This window comes from Nostoc sp. JL34, from assembly GCF_017114945.1.
Classification (GTDB): domain Bacteria; phylum Cyanobacteriota; class Cyanobacteriia; order Cyanobacteriales; family Nostocaceae; genus Nostoc.
Map to the genome: position 1 here is coordinate 47,970 of NZ_JABXKQ010000027.1, position 13,432 is coordinate 61,401.

The 13,432-nt window shown below is 43.6% G+C and carries 9 protein-coding genes; 7 read left to right on the forward strand and 2 right to left on the reverse strand.

Going from position 1 to position 13,432, the window contains the following annotated elements:
• Window positions 1-51: 51 nt before the first annotated feature.
• A complete protein-coding gene (locus HWQ44_RS04410; protein WP_292715365.1) occupies window positions 52-405 on the reverse strand; it encodes a hypothetical protein in 354 nt (117 codons plus the stop codon).
• A gap of 659 nt (window positions 406-1,064) precedes the next feature.
• On the opposite strand from HWQ44_RS04410, the gene efeU reads away from it, so the two are divergent.
• The 4 genes from efeU to HWQ44_RS04430 all read left to right on the forward strand — a co-directional run bounded on the left by efeU (window position 1,065) and on the right by HWQ44_RS04430 (window position 5,275).
• On the forward strand, window positions 1,065-1,898 hold the full coding sequence (gene efeU / locus HWQ44_RS04415) for an iron uptake transporter permease EfeU (protein ID WP_292715367.1): 834 nt from the start codon (window positions 1,065-1,067) through the stop codon (window positions 1,896-1,898).
• 31 nt (window positions 1,899-1,929) lie between these two features.
• Window positions 1,930-3,117 (forward strand): iron uptake system protein EfeO, encoded by a 1,188-nt coding sequence (efeO, locus tag HWQ44_RS04420; RefSeq protein ID WP_292715370.1) that lies wholly within the window; start codon window positions 1,930-1,932, stop codon window positions 3,115-3,117.
• A 29-nt stretch (window positions 3,118-3,146) separates the two neighbouring features.
• Window positions 3,147-4,406, forward strand: a complete 1,260-nt coding sequence (gene efeB, locus HWQ44_RS04425; RefSeq protein WP_292715373.1) for an iron uptake transporter deferrochelatase/peroxidase subunit — start codon at window positions 3,147-3,149, stop codon at window positions 4,404-4,406.
• Between the two features lie 251 nt (window positions 4,407-4,657).
• A complete protein-coding gene (locus HWQ44_RS04430) occupies window positions 4,658-5,275 on the forward strand; it encodes a VOC family protein (RefSeq protein WP_292715376.1) in 618 nt (205 codons plus the stop codon).
• 69 nt (window positions 5,276-5,344) lie between these two features.
• On the opposite strand, the gene recN is transcribed toward HWQ44_RS04430, so the two are convergent.
• A complete protein-coding gene (recN, locus tag HWQ44_RS04435) occupies window positions 5,345-7,093 on the reverse strand; it encodes a DNA repair protein RecN (RefSeq protein ID WP_292715379.1) in 1,749 nt (582 codons plus the stop codon).
• A 256-nt stretch (window positions 7,094-7,349) separates the two neighbouring features.
• Here recN and HWQ44_RS04440 point away from each other — a divergent pair, with 256 nt between their 5' ends.
• From HWQ44_RS04440 to HWQ44_RS04450, 3 genes are all read left to right on the forward strand, one after another.
• Entirely contained in the window at window positions 7,350-9,338 is a 1,989-nt protein-coding gene (locus HWQ44_RS04440) for an AarF/ABC1/UbiB kinase family protein (protein WP_292715382.1), read from the forward strand.
• A gap of 1,011 nt (window positions 9,339-10,349) precedes the next feature.
• Window positions 10,350-11,453, forward strand: a complete 1,104-nt coding sequence (locus HWQ44_RS04445) for a TIGR03032 family protein (protein WP_292715384.1) — start codon at window positions 10,350-10,352, stop codon at window positions 11,451-11,453.
• Between the two features lie 66 nt (window positions 11,454-11,519).
• Window positions 11,520-13,432, forward strand: a 1,913-nt coding sequence (locus HWQ44_RS04450) for a hypothetical protein (RefSeq protein ID WP_292715386.1), incomplete at its 3' end; no start/stop codon positions are given.

Below are 13,432 nucleotides of genomic sequence, written 5' to 3' on the forward strand. Positions count from 1 at the left end.
TTTTAGGATGATGTCTAACTTCAATTCGCCCTTAAATTTATGTAATTGGTACTAAGCAATTGGGAAACTGCCACCACTAGCACCAAAATTTGGTATACTGCCAGACGTTAAAATTCCATACTTAGCAAAGTCAAAGCTGTCATCAGTTGGAATTCCATATTTAGCAAAGTTGAAGCTGCCAGCCGTTGGTATGCCAGAGCTACCCAAATTAAAGTTGCCATCAGTTGGAATTCCATACTTGGCAAAGTCAAAGTTGCCATCAATTGGAATTCCATACTTGGCAAAGTCGAATGTGTCAGCCGTTGGTATGCCAAATGCGCCTCCAGGTGCGAACGGATCGCTGAGGTTGCCAGGATAAAGGCTATCAGAGGCGTTATCAAAAAAAGAACTTGCATCAAATGCCATTACAGTTAATCCTTCTATTAGGACATAAATTTTGCTTAATCAAAAAATGTCAATAAGGCACAATGAAGCTTCCTTCGTAAATTTATTATTGTTTTTTTATTGCTAATTTTGAGTGTTTTGGACTAAATTACAGAGTATTTTCATGAAATTTACTAGCCAAAAAAACCTGTTAGTAACGCTATTTATACAGATAAATATATAAAAGCTAACTTATTTTTACAATGAAAAATCTTTAGATGCTTGTGTCAAATCTTTAGATAATTTTCCTAATTAAACGAACTGCATACTCCTACGCAGAAGCAAGCTATACGTAGTGTCTCTTATAGAAGGCAGTTCGATAATTTACATGATGGCTACAATTATTACCCAAAATCAACTTCAAAAGTTGCATCCAGGCGATCGCACAGATATTAAGCTGTCGATTGGGATATAGAAGATTCTGGCTGACGACAGAATAGGCCAGAAAGAACTCCTAGCAATGCGTTGTAGGAGTTCTTTGATTGGTTTATATAATTTCCAGTCTGCAATTGTCAATTCCCCGAAAAATTTATGCTTCTAGGATTTTAGAGATTTTTAACTCGCAATTATATACAAATGTTCTCAAGTAAGTTATTATTCTCATGATGATTTGATAGTAATTATAATTAATAAGGTTATCCATGCTTTTTCCCTTCTTGATCATGTTCCGAGAGGGCGTTGAAGCTGCACTTGTCGTGGGTATCATTGCCAGTTATCTGAAGCAAACCGGGCGTACCTATTTGATGAAGTCAGTGTGGGTTGGCATTGCGCTAGCAACCTTTTTTTGTCTAGTTGCTGCAATTATTTTGCAAATAACCAGTCAGGATTTTCCGCAACAAGAACAGGAATTATTTGCAGCTGTAATTTCTATCGTTGCAGTTGGGGTTCTCACCTGGATGGTTTTCTGGATGCGCCGTGCTGCTCGTTCTCTTAAAGGCGAGTTACAGTCTCAAATTGAAACTGCCATTCAGTCAGGGGATAAATGGGGACTGGCGCTGGTGGGGATGGCATTCTTTGCCGTCCTGCGGGAAGGTTTGGAAACTGTAGTGTTTCTCCTGGCAACATTCCAGCAAAATTTGGGAATTCAAGCTCCCGTGGGAGCATTGTTTGGATATGCAGCCGCAGTAGCCGTCGGTATAGGCATTTATCAAGGTGGTATCCGCATCAATCTAAGGCGATTTTTTAAATGGACAGGAGCCTTCATTATCCTGGTTGCTGCTGGACTGTTAGCAAGTGGCGTGAGAGCTTTCCATGAAGCCGGAGTGTGGAATTTACTGCAAACAGTAGTATTCGATGCTAGCGGGGTACTTCCCAATAATGGGTTTCTAGGTTCACTTCTGGTGGGATTTTTTGGATATAACGATGCTCCCACCATTAGCGAGGCGATCGCCTATTTTGGCTATCTAATTCCTACCATGTTGTTGTTCTTCTTGGGAGAGAACGCCCGACAGAAGAATATAGCTAGGCATTCCTAGTAACTTCAATAATTTTTAGGACAATACAACCATGAAAAATTTTTTAAAGCACTCAACAATTATCTGTTTGATTGTCTTGACAGTCGCTGCCTGTGAATCCAACAAATCAAGCGATACTTCTGGGAGTAATTCTCCAGAAGCTAAAGTAGCCAGTGATACTTCTAGCAGCAATTCTGCGGAAACTGCTTTGACTGTGACAGATAAAGGTTGCGAACCTAATCAGCTGACACTGACATCTGGGCAAAACAGTTTTGTAATTACCAATAAAAGCAGCCAACCTTTAGAGTGGGAAATTCTGTCTGGGGTGAAAGTGATTGAGGAACGGGAAAATATTGCTCCTAGCTTCGTTCAAAAACTTAAAACCAATCTAGAACCAGGTGAGTATGATATGGCTTGCGGTTTACGCAGCAATCCCAAAGGTAAAATCACAGTGAAGGCAGGAGGAGATTCTCAAGCCAAAGGGACTGTAGATCAGGGTAAATTAGTAGGTGCGATCGCAGAGTATAAAGTCTACGTCACCAAAGAAGTTGACCAACTGGTGGCAGACAACAAGACCTTCACAGATGCCGTAATTGCTGGCGACCTTGCCAAGTCTCAGAAACTCTATGCCTCTACCCATGTTCACTGGGAACGCGCAGAACCAATAGCTGAATTGTTCTCCGACCTCGATAAAACGATGGATTCCCGTGCTGATGACTTTGCAAAAAAAGAGGCTGACCCACAATTCACTGGATATCATCGCATAGAGAAAGCTTTATTCCAAGATAAAACCACAAAAGGCATGAAACCTTTTGCCGAAAAGCTACAGAAAGATGGACTAGAGCTACAAAAGCGTATTGCCTCCTTGACCATTGAACCGAAAAATATGGTTGGCGGTGCTGCTGGTTTGATTGAAGAAGTGGCTGCTACCAAAATTTCTGGGGAAGAAGACCGTTATAGCCATACTGACCTCTGGGACTTCAGCGCTAATGTAGAGGGTTCTCAAAAGATTGTGGAGTTATTGCGCCCCGTCATCCAAAAAGCTAACCCAGAACTACTGACACGTGTGGATACAAATTTCACCAAAGTTAACCAAGGACTTGCTAAATATAAAACCCCTGATGGTGGTTTTGCTACCTACGACAAGGTGAGTGAAACAGACAAGAAAGAGATGAAAACAGCGATCGCTGCCCTTTCGGAAGATTTGTCTCAGCTGCGTGGCACTCTAGGCGTGAACTAATTTTTGAATAATTCCTAGAGGAGTAAACTATGTCTAGTTCGGAGCAACCAAGTTTACGCATTACTCCCCGCATCAGCCGTCGTGACTTGCTCATTGGGATGGCAGCAGCAGGTGGAGTAGCTGCTTTGACCAGTTTGGGTTATCGCACTCTTTTGGAACCTACCGAAGACCCATCTGAAGAGACTGTGCCATTTTTTGGGATTCACCAAGCAGGTATTATTACCCCTGCCCCGGCTTCTGCCTTAATGGTGGCATTTGACACAACTGCGAAAACTAAAGCGGATTTGGTGCGGTTATTTCAAACCTTGAGCGATCGCATTCAGTTTCTCATGGCAGGGGGAACACCCAAGCTACGCGACCCCAAATTTCCACCCAGTGATTCGGGAATTCTTGGGTCTGTAGTGGTTCCCGATAACCTCACTATCACCCTAGCGGTGGGTGACTCGCTGTTCGATAACCGTTTTGGACTTGGGAAATTAAAACCTAAGCGGTTAAACACCATGCCAGGTTTTCCCAATGACCAACTTGACCCAAATTTGTGTCATGGGGATATACTGCTGCAATTTTGTGCCAACACTGAGGAAGCGAACATCCACGCTTTGCGGGATATTATCAAGAATCTGCCTGACTTGATAACTTTGCGTTGGCAAATAGATGGGTTTCTACCACCGAATACTCATAAAAAGCTTGGCAAAACCACGGTGCGGAACCTACTTGGTTTCAAAGACGGGACGGCAAATCTAGATGCTAGCAATGAAAAGTTGATGAACCGGATTGTCTGGGTACAGCCAAACAACGACGAACCAGCTTGGACAGTAGGAGGAAGCTATCAAGTGGTGCGAACGATCCGCAACTTAGTCGAACGCTGGGATCGTACACCACTACAGGAGCAAGAGACAATTATTGGGCGCAATAAAGATTCTGGCGCACCTTTGGGGATGAACCACGAGAAAGATATTCCCAATTATGCCAAAGACCCCAAGGGTCAACAAATCCCCCTAGATGCTCATATCCGCCTTGCTAATCCCCGCAAATCAGAGTTGGGTTTGATTCTGCGGCGTGGTTTCAATTATTCACGCGGGTTTGACAAAGCTGGACAGTTAGATATGGGTTTGTTGTTTGTCTGTTTTCAGGCTGACCTAGAAAAAGGCTTTGTAACGGTGCAAAATCGCTTGATTGGGGAACCTTTGGAGGAGTATATTCGCCCCATTGGCGGTGGATATTTCTTCGCTTTACCTGGTGTTAAAGCTGTTGGAGGTTATCTTGGTGAGTCATTACTAGAAGCTTAATTTTTAATTTTTTGACGATGGTTAGCCGCTTGCGATCGCAAAGATTCGGCAAAAGCGATCGCGTCCTTGCAGATTTATCACTTGCGATCGCTGGTGCTTGAGATTAGCTCAAAACAATCTTGGTTATGATGGTAGATATCAACCTTGTTTCTAATCCACAATATTGAATACTAGATCGTTTTGATCGGTGAGCATTATGAGCAATAACCTTGCGGTAGACGCTGTAAAGTCTTTTAACTTAGGAGACTTCGATGAATAAGGAGTCGCCTTTTGTAGAAACTGACGGATTGCTCTTGTATAAACAAGAGTGCAAGACTCCAGAATTCTTAAACTCATCCTTCTGCATACATCTATTTGGTGAACTAGTTGTCGTAGATCACTATGTACTGTTGTTTCCTAATTCAGAAACTCTCACAGACTACGCTAAAACTCTGATCAACTATGATGCCAAAATCACGGAAGGACCAGGAAAATGGCCCGATGATTTTTGTCCAGAGCAAAGCTTATTACCCGAAGATGCTAGCATGTACTTTCTCTCAGCCTTAATGCCATCAGGTATGATTTTGGTACTGCTTGCGCCTAACGCCCCAGATGAACAGATCGCTAGCTTATTCCAGGAGCAAGGTTTTAATACTCTCCATCACGTCGCCATTATTGTTGATGATATCTATGCAGCAGCAGAGGTGTGGCAGAACAAAGGCTTTATTCCTCTGTCTATGACTCCTCAAGAGGATGGTTCCTTATGCCAATGGTTTTTTCGCAACTGGGCAGGTCAAATTATAGAGCTAATCTGCCGCCAATGGATGGGTAAAGAGACTTTTTCCTGTGAGAATATCGCTGGTTTACGCCTTTCAGAATTGGCAGCCTAAATTTATAATTCGTAATTCGTAATACTCGCCTCCGGTGAGAAGCAAGCTACGTAATTCGTAATTATTTGGTCAAGTATCCTCTTTGCGACGGTGGTTAGCAGCTTGTAATAATAGAGACTCTGCAAAAGCGATCGCGTCACTTGCAGATTTACCACCAGCTAACTGCGCTAGTTCTTCCCGACGAGTGTTTAAATTATCCAAGGTAGTAACTCTGACAACTGTACGCTGTTCGGCATTGTCATTGTTGGCTTTTTTACCTTTGCCTTGATTAATAGTTTGCTTATCTACACGAAAATGCCGATCGGCCATTGCCGCAACTAAAGGTTGATGCGTAACACATAACACTTGGTTACGTTGACTTAGCTGGTATAATTTTTCCGCGATCGCTTGGGCTACTCTTCCCGAAACCCCAACATCAATTTCATCAAATACCATAGTTCCAGCAACATCAACCTGAGAAAAACAAGCTTTTAAAGCCAGTAAAAAGCGGCTCATTTCGCCACCAGAGGCAACTTCTGTTAAAGGTTGCAGTGGTTCTCCAGGGTTGGAACTAAATGTAAAGGTAATTTTATCTGCTCCCATCGCAGTTGGGAAAGCTGGTAATATTTCAACCAGAAACTTCACTTTTTCCATCGCTAGGGGTTTGAGTTCAGCTATTAAACGTGATTCTAAATTAGCAGCCGCCTTACTCCGCAATTGAGTTAACTGATTACTTGCTTGGGTAAGTTTCTCAAAACACGCCTTTTCTTGCTGTTCCAGACTTTCGATAGATTGTTCGCTGTCATTAAGTTGGGCTAATTCCCCTTGAATACGTTGGTAATAAGCGATCGCTTCTGTAAGTGTCGGCCCATACTTGCGGCAAATTTGCTTTAACTCCTGAATTCGTTCTTCCACCTCTTCCAACCGTTGCGGATCGGCTTCCAAACCGTCCCCATAAGCATTAATTTGCCTTCCCACTTCCATTACCGCAGCTTGCGCGTCCCTGACCAATTCCAACAGGTGTTGTAGTTGGGTATCGTATTCCACCATGTCATTTAATATCGCCTCACTGTCTCCCAATAAATCACCTGCGGCGGGAGTTTCATGATCGTTTTGATACAAAGCTTGATAAACTTTGTAACTCATTTGTTGCAAATCGACGACATGATTCAGGCGTTCCCGTTCTTGTCCCAACTGTTCCAATTCATTAGGCTCAGTCAGATTGGCTGTTCCCAGTTCTTGTACTTGATAAGTAAGCAAGTCTAATTGTTGCAGCCGTTCCCGTTCTGATGTCCGGCGTTTTTCTAGAGCTAAATGCGCTTGTTGGTAACTACTAAAGCTCGTGGCGACTTTATGACGCTGCTGCATTAGAGAGTCGCCGCCATACAAATCTAACCAGTCGCGCACTTGAGCAGATTGTCCCACTTGTACCGTTTGCCCTTGGGCGGTAATTTCCACCAGGCGATCGCGCATTCCTCCCATTATCTGCCGATTTACCAACACACCATTCACCCGCGATCGACTACGGACATTACTCGCAGTGGCTGTGATTTCTCGGCTAATGACTACAGAACTTTCATCAAGCAAATCTATTTCTTGTTCAGTCAACCAAGCGGCTAGGGGGGCATTTGAGGTGAAAGTAGCTTCTACCATCGCCCGACTTGTTCCGGTGCGAATGACTCGACTAGAGACTTTACCGCCTAAAGCGGCATCAATGGCATCCAAGATAATTGATTTTCCAGCGCCGGTTTCACCTGTTAACACATTTAGTCCCGCGCCAAACTCCAATTCCAGTTGGTCAATTAGGGCAAAGTTTTCGATTCGCAGGCAAAGCAACATCAAGCCAAATTCTCCATGAGGGCAGATGCCAGATACTTTTAACTTACAAGATAATAAGTATGATCTTTCAGCAACTAGCAATACCTACTACTATTGAACTAGTATGCCCGTTTAAGTGTAGCAGACCTATTAGTACTAGGGAGCAGGGGGAGATGAGGAAGAAATAACCAATCCCCAATGCCCCATTTCCAATTCCCAATTTCTAAACATATTGTTACAATACTTAATGTGATCGTTCTGACTGGTGGCCTTTTTCATGATTGTTAAGACACTTCCCCCTAGTTCCCGACCGATTCAGGAGGACAGTCGCAACGGCACAAATCGCCGAGGCGAACTGGACGTTATTGATATAGTGCCAGAAGATGGTACATCAAGCTTAGTTGTACGCTCACCAAGCCTCTTAGCAGCGCAAAAAGTGAGGACAGCAGCCCAACCTGAGACGCTTTACGATCCCGTGGGCATAGCAGCGCATTACCAAAATAAAAAAGTGCAAGTTTTACGGCGAATTTTTGCCGTGTTGGGGCCGACTCTATCCTTTGTTTTTGGATTGTGGTCTGATAGTAAACGGGGAATTGTCGTCAAAAATGACCGCCGCCGAGCCACTCAGCTACGAGTATTGCTGACCCAATTAGGGCCTGCTTACATCAAAATTGGACAAGCTTTGTCCACCAGACCGGATCTAGTTCCTCCCGTATACCTAGAAGAATTAACTAAACTACAAGACCAATTACCGCCTTTTCCCAACGAAATTGCTTACCAGTTTATCAAAGAAGAATTAGGCGCACCTCCAGAAGAGGTTTACGCCGAACTCTCAGCGCAGCCAATTGCTGCGGCTTCATTGGGGCAAGTGTATAAAGGTAAGTTAAAAACTGGCGAAGAAGTCGCTGTTAAAGTTCAACGCCCCGACTTAAGAGAGGGGATTACCATTGACTTGTATATCTTGCGTAACCTCGCCGCCTGGGTGCAGAAAAAGGTTAAACGGGTAAGAAGTGACTTAGTTGGGATTCTCGATGAATTAGGCGATCGCATCTTTGAAGAGATGGACTACATCCATGAGGGTGCAAATGCTGAACGTTTTTTTGAACTATACGGTCACATAAAAGACATATACGTACCGAAAATTTACTGGGAATATACCAATCGTCGCGTCTTGACGATGGAGTGGATTAACGGCACCAAATTAACCCAGACAGAAGAAATTAGTGCCCAAGGGATAGATGCTCGTTATCTAATTGAAGTGGGTGTGCAGTGTTCCCTACGCCAGCTGCTAGAACATGGATTTTTCCATGCAGATCCTCACCCTGGTAATCTGTTGGCAACAACCGATGGCAAATTAGCTTATCTTGACTTTGGGATGATGAGCGAGATTAAACCACCGCAACGTTATGGTTTAATTGAAGCGATCGTCCACGTTGTCAACCGCGACTTTGAAGGATTAGCAAAAGACTACGTTAAGTTAGATTTCTTATCACCAGAAACCGATTTAACACCAATAATCCCAGCTTTTGCAAGAGTCTTTGCTGATGCCGAAGGAGCCAGTGTTGCCGATCTTAATATTAAAAGCATCACTGATGAACTATCGGCTTTGATGTATGAGTATCCTTTCCGCGTACCGCCCTACTACGCCTTAATTATTCGCTCCCTCGTGACACTCGAAGGTATTGCAATATATATAGATCCCAACTTTAAAGTTCTCAGCGAAGCTTATCCCTACGTTTCTAAACGCCTGTTAACAGATCCAGCACCGCAATTAAGAGCATCATTACAAGATTTGTTATTTAAAGATGGCAGATTTCGCTGGAATCGCCTAGAAAACTTGTTAAAAAATGCGCGTAACAGTCAAGACTACGACTTTAATTTAGTGCTGAATCAAGGCATAGAATTTCTGTCATCTGAACGCGGTGCTTTTATTCGTGACAAGCTAGTAGATGAATCTGTTAATGGACTCGATGCTTTAGGTAAAAATGTTTTGCATAACTTTACCTCCTTATTGCGAGAACGGGTAGGATTGACAGCAGTGAATAAAACTCCAGCGGCCACAGTTGAACAACAACAAACTTTGGAGCATATCAAACGTATATTAGGTATTCTCCGAGAAACTAGAGGCTTTGACCCAGTGCAACTGACATCCCAAATTGCCCAGTTATTGGTAAACTCAGATGTACAACGTTTAGGTCAACAAATTGCCAACCGCTTCACGCAGAAAGCTATAGCCAGGTTAATTCGGCAATTATTGGCATCCTAGTAAAAGTTATGAGTTAAAAACTTTATTTAACTCATAAGTCATTTATTTTAGCAATTATATAATCCAACTCTTCTAGCTTGTTGTTTCATCCTACTTTCACCGTACATTTTAAATAGCACACCAAAAAAGCTTTTTTAAGTAATTTTGTGTCAAATAACAATTTGATTTTTATAATCCTTTTCTAGCGGTAATTTTAGCCATTCCAAGGCAGTCCTTGTCAGCCTTGCTACTTTTAATTATCTCTAATGATTATAGAGTGAATGAATCGCATAACTATACGTATTTAGGCTAAATATTTAATACAGACAATGGCAATGTATACGACGGGCTACACCTACGCATTTTATTAAGCCTAACAACGTAATTTGCCGCTATGGTAACAAAATTTGCTGACCCATTTTTCAAATTATTGAAGTTTTAACTAATTTTTATATTCAGTATATATACAGTTTATTTTTACAGTAAATAGTCTTTATTATAACAATTGACTACAAAATAAGACTTACTACTAGGACATTATAAAAAAACTAAGTTTAAAATATCTGCAAAGTTTGATCCAGTGCAGCTTTATGGCGACACTACTTATTATCTGGGAGCAATTCTTTTAGGTGCTTTTTCTGATAGAGGTTTGTTTATTGACAATGATGGCACACCTAGTGGTCTGTGTCATTAATTTTCAGAGGTTCGTGGTGAGCAATTTATCCCTCAATTTCAAGGGTTTTAGTCCTGACTACAAACTTTCACAATTCATCAAAACTAATGACATCAACACTAGTACACTTTGGCATAAATTTGCTCACCTTTAACAAGTTGCTCTGAGCAACTTGTCTGCTTAAGTGAGGTGGTAGCTGTATTTACGCAGTGCTGTACTAGTGGTTTGCGTCAGTAATTTTTGGGGTTCGTAGTTAGCTATTTATCGCTCAATTTTAAGGGCTAGAGCCACTGACTATTTTTGTATTTAACTAAGTCTAAAGTTCCCCAACAAAATTTGAAATTTAATTCACCTGATTTATGTTATCAACCTTTCCCACTACTGCCCCAGAAGAAAATAACTTAATTCAATGTGATGCCGATCAGGGATTTATTTCCTGGCTAAGTCAAGCTGGAGGCTCAGTTGCTATCACCACCTACCAAGCTGGAAAACTGGCAGTTGTGGGCTGGAATGGGCAACAAACTACCATGCTGTTACGCCAATTTTCCAAACCAATGGGGTTGGCAGTTCATGGTTCAAGTCTGGCACTAGCTAGTCATCACGAAGTCTGTTTATTAGCCAATGCCCCTGCATTAGCTTATGAGTTCTTAGAAGACCAGCCTGGACGCTATGATGCCCTCTACCTGCCACGGATGACATACTTCACAGGCGACCTCAACATTCACGACCTGGAATTTGGCAGAGAAGGGCTCTGGATTGTCAACACCCGCTTTTCCTGCCTTTCTGCCTTAAGTCCAGACTTTAGCTTTGTACCGCGCTGGCATCCCAAATTTATTTCCGAAGTAGTGCCAGAAGACCGCTGCCACCTCAATGGGTTAGCGATGGTGGATGGCAATCCCAAGTATGTGACTGCCCTCGGTGCGACGGATACCGTTGGGGGATGGCGACAGGGTAAAGCCAACGGTGGGGTCGTGGTGGAAGTGGAGAGCAATGAAATTATTTTAGATGGATTATCAATGCCCCATTCTCCAATCTGGCATGACGGATTTTTATGGCTGCTCAATTCTGGTGCTGGGGAAATATGGCGCATTCATCCAGAATCAGGAGACAAACAGGTAGTCTGTGTGCTGCCTGGATTTCTGCGGGGATTGTGTTGCGTCGGGTATTACGGCCTAGTCGGACTTTGCCAGATTCGGGAACGGCATATTTTTGGGGGGTTGCCCATTACCCAACGGTTTGAGCGGTTGCTCTGTGGTGTGGCAGTAGTGGATTTGCGAAATGGCCAACAGGTGGGGATGCTGAAGTTCACGACAGGCTGTCAAGAACTTTATGATGTGCAGTTTCTCTCTGGTGTACAGCGTCCGATGCTTTTAAATCAAGAACGAAAAGAAATCCGCCAGGCATTTACTGCACCAGAGTTTAACTACTGGCTGCGACCAAGTGCGGTGATTCCTAATGACTAAGGAATCTGCCGAATCAGAGCGTAATTGTTGAAATCAAATTTTTAGTTTTTTTTCAGAGGTTTTTTCATGACTGAATTCCAAGTCAATACCACCACCACCGGCAATCAATCTAACTCCACAGTGGCGATAGATGCAGATGGGGATTTTGTCATTTCCTGGACTAGCAATGGTCAAGACGGATCTGCTGATGGGATATATGCCCAACGCTACAACCATGCTGGGGTGGCTCAAGGGGACGAATTTAAGGTCAATACGACCACCACCAACAGTCAATCTAACCCCACAGTAGCGATAGATGCAGATGGGGATTTTGTCATTTCCTGGACTAGCAATGGTCAGGACGGATCTGCTGATGGGATATATGCCCAACGCTACAACCATGCTGGGGTGGCTCAAGGGGACGAATTTAAGGTCAATACGACCACCACCAACAGTCAATCTAACCCCACAGTAGCGATGGATTCAGATGGGGACTTTGTTATTTCCTGGCAAAGCTATGGTCAGGACGGGTCTGGTGATGGGATATATGCCCAACGCTACAACAATGCTGGGGTGGCTCAAGGGGGCGAATTTAAGGTCAATACGACCACCAGCTACAATCAAAATAACCCCACAGTAGCGATGGATGGAACGGGGGATTTTGTTATTTCCTGGCAAAGCTATTATCAAGATGGGGATGGCTATGGGATATATGCTCAACGCTACAACAGTGCTGGCGTAGCTCAAGGGGGCGAATTTAAAGTCAATACCTATACCAGCAGCTTTCAATATAATCCCACAGTAGCGATAGATGGAACGGGGGATTTTGTTATTTCCTGGCAAAGCTATAGTCAGGACGGATCTGATAATGGGATATATGCCCAACGCTACAACAGTGCCGGGGTGGCTCAAGGGGGCGAATTTAAGGTCAATACCTACACCACCAATAGTCAATCTAACCCTACAGTAGCGATGGATGCAGGGGGGAACTTTGTCATTTCCTGGACTAGTAATGGTCAGGACGGGTCTAGCAGTGGGATATATGCTCAACGCTACAACAGTGCTGGCGTAGCTCAAGGGGGCGAATTTAAGGTTAATACCTACACCACCAATAGTCAATCTAACCCTACAGTAGCGATGGATGAAGGGGGGGACTTTATCATTTCCTGGACTAGCGATGGTCAAGACGGGTCTAGCAATGGGATATATGCCCAACTAAACACTAATAGTGGGGTTCCTCCGACAATCACCTCTGCTTCTATCTCTGCCTTGGCATACACAGAGAACGCCACTACAGCCATAGACTCAGCCATCACCGTCAGTGATGTCGACTCCCCCAATCTGGCTAGTGCCACCATCAGCATTACCAGTGGTTTCGCCTCTGCTCAAGATATCCTCGCCTTCACCAACCAAAATGGGATTACGGGCAGCTACGAAAACAGCACAGGCATTTTAACCTTAACTGGCAGTGCCACTGTTGCTAATTATCAAACCGCACTGCGTTCCGTTACTTATAGCAACAGCAGTGATAACCCCAGTCTTACACCTCGTACTATCAGCTTTATAGTTAATGATGGGACTGCTAATAGTACTGCTGTCACGCGCAATCTTAATATTACGGCAGTAAATGATGTGCCCATTACTACTGCTACCAACTCTGTCCTGGCATACACCGAAAACACCACTATAGGTATCGACTCAGGTATCACCGTCAGTGATGTAGACTCACCCAACTTGGTTAGTGCCACCGTCAGCATTACCAATGGTTTCGCCTCTGCTCAAGATACTCTTGCCTTCACCAACCAAAGTGGGATTACGGGCAGCTACAACAGCAGCACAGGCGTTTTAACCTTAACTGGCAGTTCCACTGTTGCTAATTATCAAACCGCACTGCGTTCCGTTACTTATAGCAACAGCAGTGATAACCCCAGTCTTACACCTCGTACTATCAGCTTTATAGTTAATGATGGGACTGCTAATAGTACTGCTGTCACGCGCAA

Excerpts from the sequence above, each read along its gene's own strand:
- HWQ44_RS04410 (WP_292715365.1), bottom strand. The coding sequence starts at position 405 with ATGGCATTTGATGCAAGTTCTTTTTTTGATAACGCCTCTGATAGCCTT.
- efeU (WP_292715367.1), top strand. The coding sequence starts at position 1,065 with ATGCTTTTTCCCTTCTTGATCATGTTCCGAGAGGGCGTTGAAGCTGCA.
- efeO (WP_292715370.1), top strand. The coding sequence starts at position 1,930 with ATGAAAAATTTTTTAAAGCACTCAACAATTATCTGTTTGATTGTCTTG.
- efeB (WP_292715373.1), top strand. The coding sequence starts at position 3,147 with ATGTCTAGTTCGGAGCAACCAAGTTTACGCATTACTCCCCGCATCAGC.
- HWQ44_RS04430 (WP_292715376.1), top strand. The coding sequence starts at position 4,658 with ATGAATAAGGAGTCGCCTTTTGTAGAAACTGACGGATTGCTCTTGTAT.
- recN (WP_292715379.1), bottom strand. The coding sequence starts at position 7,093 with ATGTTGCTTTGCCTGCGAATCGAAAACTTTGCCCTAATTGACCAACTG.
- HWQ44_RS04440 (WP_292715382.1), top strand. The coding sequence starts at position 7,350 with ATGATTGTTAAGACACTTCCCCCTAGTTCCCGACCGATTCAGGAGGAC.
- HWQ44_RS04445 (WP_292715384.1), top strand. The coding sequence starts at position 10,350 with ATGTTATCAACCTTTCCCACTACTGCCCCAGAAGAAAATAACTTAATT.